15 protein-coding genes and 1 pseudogene are annotated in these 18,427 nt (G+C 71.6%); 5 read left to right on the forward strand and 11 right to left on the reverse strand.

The annotated features are described in order from the left end of the window. Positions 1–39 precede the first annotated feature (39 nt). Positions 40–1,605, reverse strand: a complete 1,566-nt coding sequence (locus ACIQRL_RS08770) for a protein kinase (RefSeq protein WP_401328938.1) — start codon at positions 1,603–1,605, stop codon at positions 40–42. Positions 1,606–1,908: 303 nt separating this feature from the next. Between ACIQRL_RS08770 and ACIQRL_RS08775 the strand changes: the two genes are divergently transcribed. After that, positions 1,909–3,522, forward strand: coding sequence for a protein kinase (locus ACIQRL_RS08775; protein WP_401328941.1), 1,614 nt, complete (start codon positions 1,909–1,911; stop codon positions 3,520–3,522). A gap of 276 nt (positions 3,523–3,798) precedes the next feature. On the opposite strand, the gene ACIQRL_RS08780 is transcribed toward ACIQRL_RS08775, so the two are convergent. Beyond that, a complete protein-coding gene (locus ACIQRL_RS08780; protein WP_037614800.1) occupies positions 3,799–4,341 on the reverse strand; it encodes a bacterial proteasome activator family protein in 543 nt (180 codons plus the stop codon). A 228-nt stretch (positions 4,342–4,569) separates the two neighbouring features. Here ACIQRL_RS08780 and ACIQRL_RS08785 point away from each other — a divergent pair, with 228 nt between their 5' ends. Beyond that, complete coding sequence (locus ACIQRL_RS08785) at positions 4,570–5,205, forward strand: hypothetical protein (protein ID WP_401328944.1); 636 nt, start codon at positions 4,570–4,572, stop codon at positions 5,203–5,205. 55 nt (positions 5,206–5,260) lie between these two features. Here the strand turns inward: ACIQRL_RS08785 and ACIQRL_RS08790 are convergent, their stop codons facing one another. Further along, entirely contained in the window at positions 5,261–6,241 is a 981-nt protein-coding gene (locus tag ACIQRL_RS08790) for an NAD(P)H-quinone oxidoreductase (RefSeq protein WP_401328947.1), read from the reverse strand. Between the two features lie 30 nt (positions 6,242–6,271). Further along, a pseudogene (locus ACIQRL_RS08795) lies at positions 6,272–6,967 on the reverse strand (potassium channel family protein); the annotation flags it as partial. Between the two features lie 199 nt (positions 6,968–7,166). Between ACIQRL_RS08795 and ACIQRL_RS08800 the strand changes: the two are divergent. Next, complete coding sequence (locus ACIQRL_RS08800; RefSeq protein WP_401328949.1) at positions 7,167–7,727, forward strand: YceI family protein; 561 nt, start codon at positions 7,167–7,169, stop codon at positions 7,725–7,727. A 141-nt stretch (positions 7,728–7,868) separates the two neighbouring features. After that, positions 7,869–8,978, forward strand: coding sequence for a potassium channel family protein (locus ACIQRL_RS08805; RefSeq protein WP_401329559.1), 1,110 nt, complete (start codon positions 7,869–7,871; stop codon positions 8,976–8,978). Positions 8,979–9,052: 74 nt separating this feature from the next. Here ACIQRL_RS08805 and ACIQRL_RS08810 read toward each other — a convergent pair whose 3' ends face one another. The 5 genes from ACIQRL_RS08810 to pdhA all read right to left on the reverse strand — a co-directional run bounded on the left by ACIQRL_RS08810 (position 9,053) and on the right by pdhA (position 15,462). After that, positions 9,053–10,519 carry a molybdopterin molybdotransferase MoeA gene (locus ACIQRL_RS08810; RefSeq protein WP_401328952.1) on the reverse strand — a complete coding sequence of 489 codons (1,467 nt, stop codon included), beginning with the start codon at positions 10,517–10,519 and terminating at the stop codon, positions 9,053–9,055. Next, entirely contained in the window at positions 10,516–11,580 is a 1,065-nt protein-coding gene (locus ACIQRL_RS08815) for a DUF6457 domain-containing protein (protein ID WP_401328955.1), read from the reverse strand. Before ACIQRL_RS08815 ends, ACIQRL_RS08810 begins: the two co-directional genes overlap by 4 nt. 80 nt (positions 11,581–11,660) lie before the next feature. Beyond that, complete coding sequence (locus ACIQRL_RS08820) at positions 11,661–13,292, reverse strand: dihydrolipoamide acetyltransferase family protein (RefSeq protein WP_401329562.1); 1,632 nt, start codon at positions 13,290–13,292, stop codon at positions 11,661–11,663. Continuing rightward, the gene (locus tag ACIQRL_RS08825) at positions 13,292–14,296 is read right to left on the reverse strand and encodes an alpha-ketoacid dehydrogenase subunit beta (protein ID WP_401328958.1); all 1,005 of its coding nucleotides are present in this window, start codon (positions 14,294–14,296) and stop codon (positions 13,292–13,294) included. Before ACIQRL_RS08825 ends, ACIQRL_RS08820 begins: the two co-directional genes overlap by 1 nt. Next, positions 14,293–15,462, reverse strand: a complete 1,170-nt coding sequence (gene pdhA / locus ACIQRL_RS08830; RefSeq protein ID WP_401328960.1) for a pyruvate dehydrogenase (acetyl-transferring) E1 component subunit alpha — start codon at positions 15,460–15,462, stop codon at positions 14,293–14,295. Before pdhA ends, ACIQRL_RS08825 begins: the two co-directional genes overlap by 4 nt. Positions 15,463–15,636: 174 nt before the next feature. On the opposite strand from pdhA, the gene ACIQRL_RS08835 reads away from it, so the two are divergent. Beyond that, positions 15,637–16,137 (forward strand): Lrp/AsnC family transcriptional regulator, encoded by a 501-nt coding sequence (locus ACIQRL_RS08835; RefSeq protein WP_401328962.1) that lies wholly within the window; start codon positions 15,637–15,639, stop codon positions 16,135–16,137. A 152-nt stretch (positions 16,138–16,289) separates the two neighbouring features. On the opposite strand, the gene ACIQRL_RS08840 is transcribed toward ACIQRL_RS08835, so the two are convergent. Beyond that, positions 16,290–16,880, reverse strand: a complete 591-nt coding sequence (locus ACIQRL_RS08840) for a TetR/AcrR family transcriptional regulator (RefSeq protein ID WP_401328965.1) — start codon at positions 16,878–16,880, stop codon at positions 16,290–16,292. Next, on the reverse strand, positions 16,877–18,391 hold the full coding sequence (locus ACIQRL_RS08845) for a 3-hydroxyacyl-CoA dehydrogenase (protein ID WP_401328968.1): 1,515 nt from the start codon (positions 18,389–18,391) through the stop codon (positions 16,877–16,879). Before ACIQRL_RS08845 ends, ACIQRL_RS08840 begins: the two co-directional genes overlap by 4 nt. Positions 18,392–18,427: the final 36 nt, after the last annotated feature.

The raw sequence follows: 18,427 nt of genomic DNA on the forward strand, positions 1-18,427 counted from the left end.
CGTGCTCTTCCCGGATCCGTCCGGACCCGCCGGGTCAGGTCAGCCCACGGTCCCCGCGGCGGGGGACTCGGTGCCGCCGCCCGCCGGATCGCTGGACGCCGGATCCGTCGTCGGAGCGGTCGGTTCGGTCGTCGGGGCCGTCGTGGTCGGCGCCGGCTTCGTCGGCTCGTCGGTCGGCTGGTACGACGGCGGCTGGCTGGTGGTTCGCTGGGTCGGCTCGTACGACGGGGTGTAGTCCGTGCCGCCGCCGGTGTTGGTCGAGTCGTCCGAGGTGTCGTCCGTGGACTGGTCCGTGGCCGCGTCGGTCGGCTGCTTGGTGGAGTCGTCGCTCTTGCTGGAGTGCGTGGCCGCCGGCGGCTGCGAGGTGCCGGTCCCCGCGCCCCCGCCGTTGCCGGTGTTGTTGAGCGCCAGCGCGACACCCGCCGCGATGGCGATCACGGCGAAGACCGCGAGGATCCACAGCTTGCCGCGGCCACCGCCCTGGTTGCCGCGCCCCTCGAAGCCGCCGTCGTCACCGCCGCCCCGGTAGGGCGGGATGAGCGGCGCCGGGATCTGCGTGGTCCCGGAGTCCCCGGGGTGCGGAAGCGCGGCCGTACCGGTGAAACCGGACGCCGCGGCGTGCAGCCCGTCGTGCACGGTGACCGGGCCCGTGTTCCAGGTGCCGGTGTGACTGCCCTGGTCGTACAGCATCTGCAGCGCGTACTGGACGAGTCCGCGCATCTCCTCGGCGGTCTGGAACCGGTCGTCCGGGTCCTTCGCGAGGGCGCGCATGACGAGCCCGTCGAGCTCCGGCGGTACCTCGCCCGAGACCTCCGAGGGAGGCATCGGGATGTCCTGGACGTGCTGGTAGACGACCGAGAGCGGCGTCTCCCCGGTGAACGGGGGCCGCAGCGCGAGGAGTTCGTAGAGCAGACAGCCGGTCGCGTACAGGTCGGACCGGTGGTCGACGGCCTTGCCGAGCGCTTGCTCCGGGGAGAGGTACTGCGGGGTGCCCATGACCATGCCGGTCTGCGTCATCGTCGACTGCGCGCCGTGCAGGGCGCGCGCGATGCCGAAGTCCATCACCTTGACCGCGCCGGTCTCCGTGATGATCACGTTCGCCGGCTTGATGTCGCGGTGCACGATGCCGTGCTGGTGCGAGTAGGCGAGCGCCTCCAGGACACCGGAGACGATGATCAGCGCCTGCTCGGGCCCGGGGGCCTCGGCGTTGATCAGCAGATCGCGGATCGTGTGACCCTCGACGATCTCCATCACGATGTACGGGACGACACCGTGCCCGACCACGTCCTCGCCGGAGTCGTACACGGCGACGACCGCATGGTGGTTGAGCCCCGCGACCGACTGTGCCTCGCGTGTGAAACGCGCCTTGGACACGGGGTCCTCGGCCAGGTCGGAACGGAGCAGCTTGACCGCCACCGTCCGCCCCAGGCGCACGTCCTCGGCGGCGAACACCTCGGCCATACCGCCCCGGCCGAGTCTGTGCGTGAGCCGATACCGGCCATCGCCGACCAACCCGCCGTTACCCCACATCTCCGGCGCATCTGACATACCGCCGCCAGTCGCCTCGGGGTCGGACGGGCCCTGAGCGCGCTGCTGCTGTGCCATCAGTCCTCGCCGTCGTTTCTGCCCGCGGTCTGCGCGGTGGTTGTTACGGTCTCCGTCGGGCCACGCTACAGGTTCCGCGCATGACACCGGTCCGAGATGAACGTGAGATGGACCGGCCGGCCAACCCTTCGAAGGTCCGTCGGTGTCCATTCCGTGTACCGGCCGTACGCCACCTGTAACGCTTCCGCGACGCTTCTTTCTCAGACGGTCACGGAACGGGCACCGAGCTTGACGTGTCCGTGCCCTCGGGCAGACTTGGCCCGGAATAAGCCTATCGATCACCGATGCCGGGGGACGCAGAACATGAGCCAGGACGGCGCACAGGGCCGGTACGCGGGGCGCGCGGTCGCCGGCGGCCGCTACCAGCTGCGCGATCTGCTCGGCGAGGGCGGTATGGCCTCGGTGCATCTCGCCTACGACTCGGTGCTCGACCGCCAGGTCGCGATCAAGACGCTGCACACCGAACTCGGCCGGGAACAGGCCTTCCGCGAGCGCTTCCGCCGCGAGGCACAGGCGGTGGCCAAGCTCACGCACACGAACATCGTCTCGGTCTTCGACACCGGCGAGGACGACCTCGACGGCATGACGACGCCGTACATCGTCATGGAGTACATCGAGGGCAAGCCGCTCGGCTCGGTCCTCGACGCGGACATCCAGCAGTACGGCGCGATGCCCGCCGACAAGGCCCTGAAGATCACCGCCGATGTGCTGGCGGCCCTGGAGATCAGCCACGAGATGGGCCTGGTCCACCGGGACATCAAGCCGGGCAACGTCATGATGACCAAGCGCAACGTCGTCAAGGTCATGGACTTCGGCATCGCCCGCGCCATGCAGTCCGGCGTCACCTCCATGACGCAGACCGGCATGGTCGTCGGCACCCCGCAGTACCTCTCCCCGGAGCAGGCCCTCGGCCGGGGCGTCGACGCCCGGTCCGACCTGTACTCGGTCGGCATCATGCTGTTCCAACTGGTCACCGGGCGGCTGCCGTTCGAGGCGGACTCGCCGCTGGCCATCGCCTACGCGCACGTCCAGGAGCAGCCGGTCGCGCCCTCCTCGGTCAACCGCTCGCTGCCCCCGGCGGTGGACGCGCTGATCGCCCGCGCGCTGAAGAAGAACCCGAACGAACGCTTCCCCAGCGCCGAGATCATGCGGGACGAGTGCCTGCGCGTCGCCCAGTCGTTCCAGGCCGCCGCGCCGAACATCGTGCCGGGCGCCCAGACGCCGAGCGGCTCGGGCGTCGGCTCCGCCGTCTTCCCGCCGGTCGACCAGGGCACCCCGGCACCCGGCCCCGTGCAGATGCCGTACCAGCCGGGCCCGTACGGCGCGCCGACACCCGCCCCCGCGTACGGCTACCCGCAGCAGGGCGGCTACCCGACTCCGCCGCAGACGTCCGCGTACTCCGGGCAGCACGGCACGTCGACCCCGCCGCCCTACAACCTCTCGCCCCAGCACGCCCCCGGTGGGCCGGGCGACGGCGGGAGCAACAGGGCGGTCGTGATCGGCGCGGTCGTGGTCGCGCTCATCGCGATCGGCGGCCTGATCACCGCGCTCACCATGAACGCCGGAACCGGCGACGACAACAAGGGCGGCGGCACCCCCAGCCAGTCGTCCACCGCGGTCGCGGGGCACAAGGGTCCGGACACCTCGAAGACGATCGACACCGAGAAGTGCACGGCTCCGCAGGAAGCGTACGACGACCCGGCCAAGATCCAGGTCCCGGACTTCCACTTCAAGAACCTCACCTCGGTGAAGTCCTGCTTCCAGGCCGCCGGTTGGCAGATGAAGATCACGCGGGTGGACGAGAACACGTACGGCGAGGACACGGTCATGGACCAGTTCCCCTCCGCCGGAGACAACGTCGACCCCAAGAACATGCCCGAGATCGAGCTCAAGGTGTCCTCGGGCAACCCCTCTTGAGGAATCCCTGAACGCGCGCCAAGCGGTTCGGGCGTGCGGGCGGCGGCCCGTCAGGTCCGAGCGGGACGAAGGTGCTTCACCAGCGGATTCGGGAACGGGCCCGGCACTTCGGTGCCGGGCCCGTTTCGGTCGGGGTGACCTTGTTCGCTGGGGTGGCCTTGTCGGCCGGGACGGCCAGGTGACCGGGACGGCCAGGTGACCGGGACGGCCAGGTGACCTGGATGGCTCGGTGACCTGGGTGGCTCGGTGACCTGGGTGGCTCGGTGACCTGGGTGGTTACAGGTACGGTCCGCCCGAGCGGCCTCCCGTACGGGGGTCCTCGTCGCCCTCCAGACCGCCGACACCCGGCGGCAGGGCACGGCGCATCTGCTCAAGCTGCGCCCTGGCCGCCATCTGCTGCGCGAACAGGGTCGTCTGGATCCCGTGGAAGAGCCCTTCGAGCCAGCCCACCAACTGAGCCTGCGCGATCCGCAGTTCCGCGTCGCTGGGGGTCCCCTCGTCCGTGAAGGGCAGGGAGAGCCGCTCCAGTTCCTCCACGAGCTCCGGGGCCAGACCGTCCTCCAGCTCCTTGACGGAACTCGCGTGGATCTCCTTGAGCCGGACCCGGCTGGCCTCGTCCAGAGGTGCGGCGCGCACCTCCTCCAGCAGCTGCTTGATCATGCTGCCGATGCGCATCACCTTGGCGGGCTGTTCCACCATCTCCGTCACCGGGATCTCGCGGGAGTCCTCGTCCCCGGTGCCGCCGAGAGCCATCCCGTCCTGGCCGACAACCAGGATCTGAGGGTTCTCCGGCGACCGTTCGTTCCTCGGCATCTCCATGCCGCCATTCTCTCGCACCCACGTACTCCATCACGGTGGTGCCCCCCGTACACGGTGATCCACCACGTACGAGGGCCCAGTTCGCCAGGAGTCGCGGTGCCAGGGCCCCTGAAGTGCGCGAATGAGGTCACTTTCTGTCGAGATGCCGGGATCACGGGGTCATGTGAGGCTGGTTCCGTCGATCACGGCACCCGTCTTGGCGAACCGTACCGGGAGGGGGTCACCGACGTGACTCCATGGCTCCGCACCCTGCCCACGGCCGGACTGCTGGCGGCCGCCCTGCTGAACGGCGCCGGCCCCCTCACGAACGCCGCCCCCGCAAGCGCCGGGACCCCCTCGTACAGCGCCACCCCGGTCCCCTCCGCCGACGGGACCGCCACCTCGGGCACCGCCGGCCCCACCGCCTCCGGGCCGTCCGCAAGCTCCGGGGCCCCCTCCTACAGCGCCGGCCCGGTTCCGTCCGCCGACGGGACCGCCGCCTCGGAGGCGGCCGGGCCCGCCGCTTCCGAACCCGCCCGGCCCACTCCTACGGCGGACCCCTCCCGTGCGGGGAGCTTCGCGGGCGAGGGGCGCGTCCGGCCCGGCCGCTCGGAGCCGGACACGCCGGACAGCCAGGACAGCCCGAACACCCCGGACCTCCAGGACACGGCACCCGCCGCCGACACCGACCCGGGGCTCACGGATCCGAGCCTGGCCCCCGAGTCCTCCAGCAGCAGCGAAGCGGCCCCCGTCCAGCAGAGCGTCGTGGGCCCCGGCACCACGCCCGACCCGGCCCTGGAGATACTGCCGCTGGGCAGCGGCCTGATCCTCATAGGCCTGGGCCTGGGGCTGGCCTTCCTGGCCCTGCGGGCGCGCCGCGCCTGAGGTGTGCGGGCACGCCCGCCCCGAAGCACACAGATACGGCACGCCTGGGCGTGCGCTAGGGGGCGACGAGCAGCACCTTTCCGATGTGGCTGCTCTCCTCCAGCACCCGGTGCGCCCCCGCGGCGTCGCTCATCGGCAGCTCGCGGTCGATGACCGGACGGACATGGCCGGAGTCGATCAGCGGCCACACGTGCTCGCGTACCGCCGCCACGATCGCCGCCTTCTCGCTCAGCGGCCTGGCGCGCAGCGAGGTCGCGCTGACGGCGGCCCGCTTAGTCAGGAGGGCGGCGATGTTCAGCTCCGCCTTGATGCCGCCCTGCATGCCGATGATGGCGAGCCGTCCGTTGACGGCGAGGGCGCGCACGTTCGGGTCGAGGTACTTGGCGCCCATGTTGTCGAGGATGACGTCGGCCCCCGCCCCGCCGGTGGCCCGCTCGATCTCCTCGACGAAGTCCTGCTCGCGGTAGTTGATCAGGATGTCCGCGCCCAGCTCCGCGCAGAAGTCGAGCTTCTCCTTGGTGCCCGCCGTGACCGCGACCTTCGCGCCGACGGCCTTCGCCAGTTGGATCGCCATGGTGCCGATGCCGCTGGAGCCGCCGTGCACGAGCAGGGTCTCGCCGGGACGCAGGTGGGAGACCATGAAGACGTTCGACCAGACGGTGCACGTCACCTCGGGCAGCGCCGCGGCCTGCCGGACGTCAAGTCCCGCGGGTACGGGCAGCAGCTGCCCGGCCGGGACGGCGACCTTCTGGGCGTATCCGCCGCCCGAGAGCAGCGCGCACACCTCGTCGCCGACCGCCCAGCCCAGGACGCCCGTGCCGACCGCCGCGACACGTCCCGAGCATTCGAGTCCGGGGTAGGGGGAGGCCCCGGGCGGCGGGTTGTACAGGCCCTGCCGCTGCAGCAGATCGGCTCGGTTGACGGCGCTGGCCACCACCTCGACCAGCACTTCGCCCTCGGCCGGTACCGGATCGGGGACCTCGTCCCACACCAGCGCCTCGGGCCCACCAGGTTCAGGAATCGTGATCGCGTACATAGGAGGGACGCTACTCCTGAGAGGTGCCGCCTATTCCTGCGGCAGGGGCCGGATGCCCGGCGTCCTCCGGGTGCTCCGGGTGACCCGCGTGATCGTGATCAGCCGGTCCGTCGGCTGCAGCGCGCCGACGTCCGGATCGTCGTAGCCAAGGACGCGATGCCCCCGTACGACACTGACCACCAGGTCGGCGGTCTCCCGGACGCCCTTGCCCACCTCGGCCTTCGTCACGGGCCGCTCGACGATGTCGAGCCCGCTGCCCTGATGGATGAGGTCCTCCATCACCATGCCCGCGGCGGGGCTGAGCACGGAGAGCCCGAGCAGCCGGCCGGCCGCGCTGGCGCTGGTGATGACCGCGTCGGCGCCGGACTGCCGGAGCAGTGGCGCGTTCTCCTCCTCGCGGACGGCGGCGACGATCTTCGCTCCGCGATTGAGCTGCCGGGCCGTCAGAGTGACCAGGACCGCGGTGTCGTCCCGCTGCGTGGCGATGATGATCTGCCGTGCCTTGTGGACCTCGGCGCGCATCAGCACATCGCTGCGCGTGGCGTCCCCGATCACTCCCGCGTACCCGTCGGCCGTCGCCGCGTCGACCGCTCTCGGACTCGGGTCGACGACCACGACCTGTTCCTTCTTGAGCCCGGTCGCACAGACGGTCTCAACGGCCGACCGCCCCTTGGTCCCGAACCCGACAACAACGGTGTGATCCCTCAAGGCCGCCCTCCAGCGGTTTCGTGAAAGCACCTTCAGAACGTGGACAACGACCTTGTGCGGTGAGCGCGTCGGGGCGGCTTGCGGGGACAGCCCTGGACCGGCCCGCAGCACTGCCATATGACCCTCACCGACCGGATATCACCCACCACGTCATAGGCAATTAATGACTGCTACGTTTGAATATGTCGCTAATGTTCCATCTCTCCCGGGAGGTCCCGTGACTACGTCTCCGACCGACCTGACCGCCCTGACCGGGCACTACACCCTCGACGCCTCGCACAGCCGGATCGGATTCGTGGCCCGGCACGCGATGGTGACCAAGGTTCGTGGCGCGTTCAACGAGTTCGACGGCACCGCGTACTTCGACGGTGCGGACCCGGCCAAGTCGACCGGGAAAGTGACCATCAAGGCCACCAGCGTCGACACCCGCAACGCCCAGCGCGATGAGCACCTGCGCAGCAACGACTTCCTCAACATGGACGAGTTCCCGGAGATCACCTTCGTCTCCACTTCCGTCGAGCGCAGCGACGACACCAGCTTCGCCGTCACCGGCGACCTCACCGTCAAGGGCGTCACCCATCCGGTGACCATCCCGTTCACCTACGAGGGCACCGCCACCGACCCGTTCGGCAACCTGCGTGTGGGACTCGAAGGTTCGGTCACCATCAACCGCAAGGACTACGGCGTTATCTGGAACGCCGCGCTCGAAACCGGCGGTGTCCTGGTCAGCGAAAAGATCGTGCTCGAGTTCGAGATCTCCGCGATCAAGAACTCCTGAACCGCCGCACTCTCCGTCGTCGACCGACGGTTGCCCCCTTCAGGCACAACCGGCATGCCGGCGATTGCCCTTGCGCCGCTTATGCGGCTTGATCCGGAATCATGGTGCCGGCTCGGTGGATCGCCGTCGCAGGGGCAGGCAATGAACGACGAGGAGCAACCTCCCTCCAGGACCGGAAAGTTCTCGATTCTCCGGTCTCTCTGGTACCGGTCACGGGCCGAGGCTCTGGACGATGCCGAGGCCGGACGTTCCATCACGATGCCCATCGAGAGCAGCGTGCCGCCTCTCCAGCAGGTTCTACGGCGCCTGGCCATGGCCTTGGTGGTCCTCTTCGTCACGACGCTCATCGTCTGGCTCGACCGCGACGGCTACAACGACAACGCGGACGGCAGCATCGACTTCCTCGATGCCGCCTACTACGCGACCGTCACCCTCTCCACCACCGGGTACGGGGACATCACCCCGGTCAGCGACACCGCCCGGCTCATCAACATCTTCGTCATCACGCCGCTGCGCGTCCTCTTCCTGATCATCCTGGTCGGCACCACGCTCGAAGTGCTGACCGAGCGCACCCGCCAGCAGGTACGTGTCCATCGGTGGCGCTCCCGCATGCGGGATCACGTGGTCGTCGTCGGCTACGGGACCAAGGGCCGGCAGGCCATCGAGACGCTTCTGGGGCAGGGCATCCGCAAAGACAAGATCGTTGTTGTCGATCCGGAACGAAAGGCCGTGGAGGCCGCCGGAAGTGACGGGCTGGTGTCCGTACTCGGAGACGCCACCCGGTCCGAGACCCTTCGAAAGGCCGAGTTGCAGAGTGCCGCCCAGGTGATCGTTGCCCCGCAGCGCGACGACACCGCTGCGTTGGTCACGCTTACCGCGCGCCAGCTCAACAAGCGCGCGACCATCGTCGCCGCGGTGCGCGAAGACGAGAACGTTCCGCTGTTGAAGCAGAGCGGAGCCGACACAGTCGTCACCAGTTCCAGTTCCGCGGGACGCCTCCTCGGCGCGTCCATGGTCAACCCCCATGTGGCAGACACCCTGGAGAATCTGATGACCTACGGGAGTGGACTCGATATCGTGGAACGTCCCGTGGCAGTGGACGAGGTCGGTCGGTCAGCCCGAGAGTCCACGGATCTGGTCGTGGCCGTCGTACGCGGGAAGACCCTCTATGACTACGCCGAGCCGCAAGCCGCACGTCTCCAGGCCGGAGACCGCGTGATCTCGATCAGGCAGGCAGCACCCACCCGTTGACCGGCAGCGCCATCGGAGGTTTCACGTGAAACACTCCCGGCTCGGACTCATGCCCGCTCCCGCCGTCGGCCGGCTCAGTCGAAGCACGCCTCGATCCCCGCGGTGGCCCACGGCAGATCGATGAGTTCCAACTCCTGCCCGGCCCGCGCGCCGCCCGGCGGTACGACGGCGAGCGCATCGGAGGCGGCGATGCCCCGCAGCATCGCCGGGCCGTTGTAGTGCAGGGGCGCGGCCCGGTCGCCACGCAGCGAGACGGGGACGATCCGGGTGTCGTACGGGTGACCCTGCACGGCTTCCTTGAGGGGGAGCGTGTACGGCTCCGGGGCCGCGCGTCCGGCCAGGGTGCGCAGCAGCGGCTCAGCGAGCGTGAGCAGTCCGGAGACGGCGGCGAGGGGGTTGCCGGGCAGGCCGACGAGGTACTGGTCCTCCCGGGTGCGGGCCAGCAGCATGGGATGTCCCGGCCGTACTTTGACGCCGTCCACCAACAGTTCCGCGCCGATCCTGCGCAGCGTGGGGTGGACGTGGTCGACGGGGCCACCGGCTGTACCGCCGGTGGTGACGATCAGGTCGGCCCGGGAGCCGGTGATCGCCTTGTGCAGCGCCTTGGCGTCGTCGCCGAGCCGGCGTACCGCGACGACCTCGGCGCCGAGCGCCCGCAGCCACGGCGGCAGCATGGGACCGAGCGCGTCCCGGATGAATCCCTCCCGGGGCAGTCCCTCGGTCAGCAACTCATCACCGAGGACGAGAACTTCGGCACGCGGGCGGGGCACGACGGCGAGCGTGTCGTACCCGGCAGCCGCCGCGAGGCCCAGTACGGCGGGGGTGACCAGCACTCCGAGCGGCAGCAACTGGTCGCCGCTGCGGCACTCCTGACCCCGCGGGCGGATGTCCTGCCCGTGGGCGATCGCCGGGATTCCCCGGGAGCGGGCGGAGCCGGAGGCGTGCGTGCCGCCCGCGTGCAACCGGCCCTTGTCGTCGAGACGGCCGTGTTCGCTGCGCAGGACGGCGGTCGCGTCCCGCGGGACGCGTGCCCCGGTGGCGATCCGGACCGCCTCGCCGTCGCCGAGCCGCTCCGGCTCCGCGTGCCCGGCGAGTACGCCGTCCTCCCGCACCTCCCAGGGTCCGGGTCCGGCGACGGCCCAGCCGTCCATGGCGGAGGTGTCGAAGGAGGGCAGGTCCGTGAGCGCGGTCAGGGGGGCTGCGAGGACGAGGCCGAGGGAGGCGTCGAGGGGGACCGGGACGGGGGTACGGCCCGGCAGGGACCGGGCGGCACGCTCGGCGACGGTTCGGGCCTCGGGCCACGGGATGGCCCGGTGGTGGGTCTGCTCGCTCTTGCCGCTGTTCCGCGCGTCGGGCGCGGGGACCGCTGCGCCGTCGGTTCCCCGAGGGCCGAGGACGGCGCTGTCCGCTCGGCCGGCATCGCCGGGCGCACGGCTGCCGGTCCCCTTGACCAGGGCGAGCGCCTCCTCGACGTCGAAGTCGTCGGCATCCTGGCTGTCTTGACTGCCGTGGCTGTCCCGGGTGGAGCGGGCGGCGGTCATCCGGCGTCCGGCTCGGTGGCGGGGGCCGTCGGGGTGGCTCCGGCGGGGGTGGTGGGGGTGCCGGGAGACGCGGTGTCCGCCTCCGGTTTGGCGTCGGGGGTGTCCTCGTCGGTCCAGCGGAGCGCGAGTGCGACGGCCTTGCGGGCGGCCTCGGCGACCGCTTCCGGTCCTCCGCCGGCCCGCGCGGCCGCGTATCCGACGAGGAACGTGGTCAGCGGGGCGGCCGGCCTGGCCACTCCGTGGGCGGCGTCGCGGGCCAGGTCGAGCAGAACGCCGGTGTCGACGTCCAGGTCGATGCCCAGCTCGTCCTTGACTGCGGAAATCCATTCATCCAGCACGTGCCCATGCTCCCTGATGCGTGCTCGAGCGGCGGCGATGTCGTCCCAGGTGTCGCAGTCGAAGGACGCGACGGGGTCGGGGACACGGGTGAGGTCGAGGGCTGCGACGAGCCGTCGTAGCGGCAGGCCGCCGAGTCCCCCGTGCGCGGCGGCGAGCACGGCCAGCTCACGGCGCAGCGCCTGCGCGCGGTATACGGCCACGAGCGGCTGATCCCGTCCGTCGGGGTCGGTGAGGAGAACACCGTCAGGGTGGGTGCCGAGCCCATCGGGGTCGGGGCGGCCTTCCGCGGAGGCCGGCTGGGTCCTCTGGGTCCCGTCAGCGCGAAGGGTGTCCAGCAAGCGCCGTACCGTCCCCTCCTCCAGGAACGGCAGGTCGGCCGAGAGCACGACGACGCGGGAGGCCGTGGTGTGCCGCAGGCCGGCGTCCAGCGCCGCCACCGGTCCCCCGCCGGGCGGGTCCTCGCGGGCCCACTCCACGGGGCGTGCGGTGGACCTGGGTTCGGCCACGACCACCGTGCGGGTGGCACCGGCGCAAGCGGCCAGCACCCGGTCCAGCAGCGCCCGGCCGCCCACCCGGACGCCTGGCTTGTCCGCACCGCCGAGCCGACGGGCCGCACCCCCCGCGAGCACGACGGCGTCGTACCCGGCATCGGCACCGGGGGCGCCCCGCTGGCCGGAGCCGCCAGATCGCCCGGTCGCGCCCTCGGGCTCGTAAGCGGTCATGCCCCGAGTATGGGTGTCCGAAGGGCGGGTGCCACCCCCCGGGGCACGGCCTGGGGACGGGGGTGACGGGATCCCCGGGACTACAGGGTGCGCAACAGCACCGCCGGCTGTTCCACGCAGTCCGCCACATAGCGCAGGAAACCGCCCGCCGTACCGCCGTCGCACACCCGGTGGTCGAAGGCGAGCGAGAGCTGGACGACCTGGCGCACCGCCAACTCGCCCTGGTGCACCCAGGGCTTGGGGATGATGCGGCCGACGCCGAGCATGGCCGCCTCGGGGTGGTTGATGATCGGCGTGGAGCCGTCGACGCCGAACACGCCGTAGTTGTTCAGCGTGAAGGTGCCGCCGGTGAGGTCCGCGGGCGTCAGCGTCCCGGTCCGGGCCGCCTCGGTCAGCCGGCCGAACTCCGTGCTCAGCCCCTCGGCGTCCCGTGTGTGCGCGTCCCGTACGACGGGGACCACGAGCCCCCGTTCGGTCTGGGCCGCGAAGCCCAGGTTCACCTGGTCGAGGCGGATGATCTCGCGGGCATCCATGTCGACCGTCGAGTTGAGCTCGGGGAACCGGGCCAGTGCCGCGGTGCAGATCCGGGCCAGCAGGGCGAGCAGGGAGATCTTCGGGCCGCCCGCGGCGTTCATCGCCCCGCGTGCCCGCATGAGCTCCGTCGCGTCGGCGTCCACCCAGCAGGTCGCGTCGGGTATCTCGCGCCGGCTGCGCGAGAGCTTGTCGGCGACGGCACCCCGGACACCCCGGAGGGGGATCCGGACACCCTGCGGGGCGGTGCCCCGGGAGACACCGGCCGCACCGGGCACGACCGACGCGATGTCCGCGTACGAGGTCACGGAAGCCGATGCCGAAGCCGGCGCGCGGTCGTACGAGGGCGCCGCGGCGGGCGCGTCGAGGCCGGGTCCGGCCCCCGGAGCATGGTGCTCCGCGGTGGCGGACGATCGCAGCCGGCCGGCCGCGGCCGCACGCAGCGCGTACTCGACGTCGGCCCGCAGGATGAGTCCTTCGGGGCCGGAACCCTCCAGCTCCCGCAGATCCACGCCGTTCTCCCGGGCGAGCCGTCGCACGAGGGGCGAGATGACCGGCACGGGGCCGTCACCGCGGGTCGCGGCGACGCCGTTCCGGGCGGTGGGTGTCCGGCCTGCCGCATCCGGTCGCGGCGCCTCGACGGGCTCGGGGCGGGCTGGTTCGGGGCGCGCCGACTCAAGAAGGGCGGGCTCGGGGCGGACAGGCTCGGGCCGGGCGGGCTCGGCCGGGGCGGGCGAAGCGCCCAGGCCCGTCGGGGACGGTACCCCCGTCGGCTCACCGGCCGCGCGTGGGCCACCGGCCGTGACCCCACCCGAGGGGCGTACTCTCCGGCGCCGCGCCGGGGGCGCCGCGGTGCCGTAACCCACCAGCACGTTCCCGGAGCCCTCGTCGCTCCGGTCGTCCGTGTGGGGCTCGCCGCCGTCGCCCCCGGCCGGGGCGCCCACGGCGACGGTCAGCAGCGGTGCCCCCACGGGCAGTTCCGTGCCCTCCTCGCCGAAGCGGGCGGTGACCACGCCGCCGTAGGGACAGGGGACCTCCACCATCGCCTTGGCCGTCTCGACCTCGACGACGAGCTGGTCGACGGCGACGACATCGCCGACCTCCACCAGCCAGCGGACGATCTCCGCCTCGGTGAGGCCCTCCCCGAGGTCGGGGAGCTTGAACTCCAGCACCTGTGCCATCAGCTCTGCGCCTCCCATTGCAGACGCCCCACGGCGTCCAGGATCCGGTCGACGCCGGGCAGGTGGTGCCGCTCCAGCATCGGCGGCGGATACGGGATGTCGAACCCCGCGACGCGCAGCACCGGCGCCTCCAGGTGGTGGAAGCAGCGCTCCGTGACGCGGGCCGCGATCTCCCCGCCCGGTCCTCCGAACCCGCCCGACTCGTGCACGACGACCGCTCGCCCGGTCCGCCGCACCGACGCCGCGACCGTCTCGTCGTCGAACGGCACCAGGGAGCGCAGGTCGACGACTTCGAGGTCCCAGCCCTCGGCCCGCGCCGCCTCGGCGGCTTCGAGGCAGACGGGCACGGACGGCCCGTACGTGATGAGTGTGGCGCTCCGGCCCGGGCGCCGCACCACCGCGCGGCCTATCGGCTCAACGGCCGGCGGCTCGTCCGGGTTCCAGGAATCCTTCGACCAGTACAGCCTCTTGGGCTCCAGGAAGACGACCGGGTCGTCCGAGGCGATGGCCTCACGCAGCAGCCCGTAGGCGTCGGAGACGGTCGCGGGCATGACGACATGGAGGCCCGGGGTCGCCATGTAGTACGCCTCGGAGGAGTCGCTGTGGTGCTCGACCCCGCCGATGCCGCCGCCGTAAGGGACGCGGATGGTGATGGGCAGGGGCATGGCGCCCCGCGTGCGGTTGCGCATCTTCGCCACGTGCGAGATCAGCTGCTCGAACGCCGGGTAGGCGAACGCGTCGAACTGCATCTCCACGACGGGCCGCAGACCGTACATGGCCATGCCGACCGCCGCGCCGAGGATGCCCGCCTCGGCGAGCGGGGTGTCCGTGCAGCGGTCGTCGCCGAACTCCTTGGCGAGCCCGTCGGTGACCCGGAAGACACCGCCGAGGGTGCCGACGTCCTCGCCCATGACATGGACGGCCGGGTCGGCGGCCATGGCGTCGCGCAGAGCGCGCCCGAGCGCCTGCGCCATGGTGGCCGGTTTGAGGGCAACGGTGGTCATCGCCCGGCTCCTTCCGGGCCGTGCGGGCCCGCTCCGAGGGTGCCGTCCGCCTCGGCGTCCAGCTCCGCTCTCAGCTGGCTCTCCTGCTCAAGCAGTTGAGGAGTGGGTTGGGCATACACATGGGCGAACAGATCCATGGGGTCGAGCACCGGGTCCTGGTTCATGCGCTCGCGCAGGTCGGCGGCCATCGCCTCGGCGGCGTCGCGCACCGCCTTCAGGGCGGACTCGTCGAGCAGACCGCGCTCGGTCAGCTCGCGCTCGACCAGCGCGATGGGGTCGTGCGCGCGCCAGGTCTCGACCTCGGAGTCACCGCGGTAGCGGGTGGCGTCGTCGGCGTTCGTATGGGCGTCGATGCGGTACGTCACGGCCTCGACGAGCGTGGGACCGCCGCCCGCGCGCGCGTGGGCGATGGCCTCGCTCAGGACCTGGTGCACGGCCACCGCGTCGTTGCCGTCGACCAGGCGGCCCGGCATCCCGTAGCCGACGGCCTTGTGGGCCAGTGACGGGGCGGCGGTCTGCTTGGCGAGCGGGACGGAGATGGCGAAACCGTTGTTCTGCACGAGGAAGACGACCGGCGCCTGCCACACGGCGGCGAAGTTCAGCGCCTCGTGGAAGTCGCCCTCGCTGGTGCCGCCGTCGCCGACCAGGGCGAGCGCGACCACGTCGTCGCCCTTGAGGCGGGCTGCGTGCGCGAGGCCCACGGCGTGCGGGAGCTGGGTCGCGAGAGGGGTGCTCAGGGGCGCGACGCGGTGCTCGTGCGGGTCGTAGCCGGTGTGCCAGTCGCCGCGCAGAAGGGTGAGGGCCTGGACGGGGTCGAGGCCGCGGGCGACGGCGGCGAGGGTGTCCCGGTAGCTGGGGAAGAGCCAGTCGCGCTCCTCCAGCACGAGCGCGGCGGCGACCTCGCAGGCCTCCTGACCGGTGCTGGAGGGGTACACCGCGAGACGGCCCTGCTTGGTGAGGGCGGTGGCCTGGACGTTGTACCGGCGGCCACGCACCAGTTCCGCGTGCAGACGGCGCAGCAGGACCGGGTCGACCTGCGCGGCCGCGTCGGTGCCGAGGACGCGGTGGGGCAGCGCGTCGGGCAGCAGCGGCGCGGGGTCGGTGCGGGGCTGCCAGGCGGGCGGCGGCGTGGGCCGGTAGGCCCCTCGCTGCTCCATGACCGTCATGACGGCACCTCCTCGTGGGAGCGGCTTCGGACGCGTCACGGATGTGACCCGCCTCACCTACCGATTGTTCGGTCGTCGGCACATTTTGGCTACAGGCACCACCAGGCTGTGGACAAACGGTTCTGCGCAGCCTGAGATGGACGCAGTACGTCCATGGTAGGGAGGCGGGGGGACATGGCACCTGAACAAATGGCCGAGCCGTCGGAGGCAGGCCCCGTCGCTCCGCCCGCCCGTCCGCTCGACGCGATCGACCAGGACATCCTGCACATACTGCAGGCGGACGGCCGTGCCTCCATACGCTCGGTGGCCGAACGGGTCCATGTGTCACGGGCCAACGCCTACGCGCGGATCAACCGCCTCATCGAGGACGGTGTGATCCGCGGCTTCGGGGCACGCGTCGACCACGAACGCGCCGGGCAGGGCACGTCGGCGTACATCACCCTCAAGATCGTGCAGAACTCCTGGCGCACGGTGCGGGAGCGGCTGAGGGTGCTCCCCGGGGCCTCGCACATCGCTCTGGTGGGCGGTGACTTCGACGTGCTTCTTCTGGTGCACACGCCGGACAACCGGGCGCTGCGCGAACTGGTGCTCACCCGTCTCCAGGCCATCCCGGAGGTGCTCAGCAGCCGGACCCTGCTGGTCTTCGAGGAGGAGGACCTGGAGCCGGAGGGCTGAGGCCGCCGGGGCCCAGGGCCCCCCACAGCGGCTGCACGCGCCCGGCACGGCCGGACTCCGGGACCCCAGGGCTCCCGCACGAGCCCGGCACCGCCGGGCTCCCGGGCCTCACGGCTCCTGCCCGAACCCGAGACTGCCCGACTCGTGGGGCCTCACGACTCCTGCCGGAGCCCTCCGAAGACCAGCACCACCACGGCGTCGGCCACTTCCCGCGCGCCCATGCCCCGCGCGTCGGGGCGGTACCACTCCACGAGCGAGTTGATCATTCCGAAGACCAGCCGCGTCGCGAGCCGGACCTCGACGTCACCGCGTACGTCCCCGTCGGCGGCCGCGGCCTTCAGCAGCTCGGCGACCCGGTGGTCGAAGTCGCGGCGCCGCTCCAGGGCCCACCGCTCGGTGCCCGTGTTGCCGCGCACGCGCAGGAGCAGGGTCACGTAGGGCAGCTCGGACGTGAGCACCTCGACCATGCGCCGTACGACGTACTCCAGGCGCTCGACCGCACGCCCCACGCGCGCGTGCTCCTCGTCGAGGATCTCGAAGAGGCCGTCCAGCGCCCGGCTCACCGCGCGCCGCAGCAGTTCCTCTTTGCCCGCGACGTGGTGGTAGATGGACGACTTGGAGATGCCGGCCGCCTTGGAGAGGTGCTCCATGGAGGTGCCGTCGTAGCCGCGCTCGTTGAAGACCTGGACGGCGACGGAGAGCAGCGTCTCGGGGGTGTAGGTGTCCCGCTTGGCGGTGGTCACTGGGTGCCCTCCCGCTTCTCGTTGGCGTACGCGTGGCGGTAGAGCGCCAGCGACGGGGCGTAGCGCCCGGAGGGGTCGCGTACGTGCAGTTCGTCCAGGACGTCGTACGACCAGTTCGTGCCGAGCCTGCGGCTCCACTCGAAGGGGCCCAGGGGGTAGTTGACGCCGAGGCGCATCGCGGTGTCGATGTCCTCCTCGGTGGCCACGCCCTTGGCGACCGCGTCGTGCGCGAGGTCGACGATCCGGGCCACCGTGCGGGCGACGATCATGCCGGGGCAGTCCCCGATGACGCTGACGTCCTTGCCCAGCGCCTGGAAGAGGCCGATGGCCTCGGAGAGCGTCTGGGGAGCGGTGTCCTGGGACGCCGACAGGGCGATCCGGGTGGCCTTGCGGTAGTCGAGCGCGAGGTCGAAGTAGACGACGTCACGGAACTCGACCGAGGTCTGGCCGTCGGCGAGGACCAGCTGGCCGCCGCTCGGCAGCACCAGGCGGGTGCCGTGGTCCTCCTCGTCCTCCCGGACCTGGATGCCCGCCTCGCGGATCAGGCCGAGGACCTCGGCGGCGGGGCCCAGGTCGCCCTCGGCGACGACGTAGGCGGGCGGCTGCGCCTTCTCCGCGGTGTGCGGCTCGGACCGCTCGGCGTCGTCCCCGTAGTCGTACCAGCCGTGGCCCGTCTTGCGGCCCAGCCGGCCCGACTCGACGAGCCGCCGCTGGGCGAGCGAGGGAGTGAAGCGCACGTCCTGGAAGAAGGACTGCCACACGGAGTGCGTGACGGACTCGTTGACGTCCTGGCCGATCAGGTCCGTGAGCTCGAAGGCGCCCATCCGGAAACCACCGGACTCGCGCAGGACCGCGTCGATGGTGGCGGGGTCGGCGGCCTGGGACTCGTGGACCGCGAAGGCCTCGGCGTAGAAGGGCCGCGCGATGCGGTTGACGATGAAACCGGGTGTGTCCGCGCAGGCGACGGGCGTCTTGCCCCAGGCGCGGGCCGTCTCGTACGCGCGCGTGGCGGAGGTGACGTCGGTGGCGAACCCGGAGACGACCTCCACGAGAGGCAGAAGTGGCGCCGGGTTGAAGAAGTGGAGCCCGACGAGGCGTCCCGGGTTGCGCAGCGCGCCGCCGATGGCCGTGACGGACAGCGAGGAGGTGTTGGTGGCGAGCAGGCAGTCGTCCCCGACGATGTCTTCGAGATCGCTGAACAGCCGCTGCTTGACGTCGAGTTGTTCCAGTACCGCCTCGACGACGAGCACACAGTCCGCGAGGTCGGTGAGGCTCGCGGCCGGCTGGAGCCGGGCGCGCGCGGCGTCCCGGTCGGCGCCGGTGAGCCGGTCCTTCGCGACGAGCCGGTCGAGACGGGCGCCGATCGCTTCGGCCGCCGCCGCGGCATGACCGGGAACCGCGTCGTAGAGCCGCACCGGGTGGCCCGCCACCAGCGCGACCTGGGCGATGCCCTGGCCCATGGTGCCGGTGCCGACGACTGCCACGGGGCTGCTGAGGTCGAGTGCTGTCATGTGCGCGATCCTCCCGCACGCCGTTTTCCACAGATG

This window comes from Streptomyces sp. NPDC091209 (assembly GCF_044757755.1).
Taxonomy (GTDB): Bacteria; Actinomycetota; Actinomycetes; order Streptomycetales; family Streptomycetaceae; genus Streptomyces.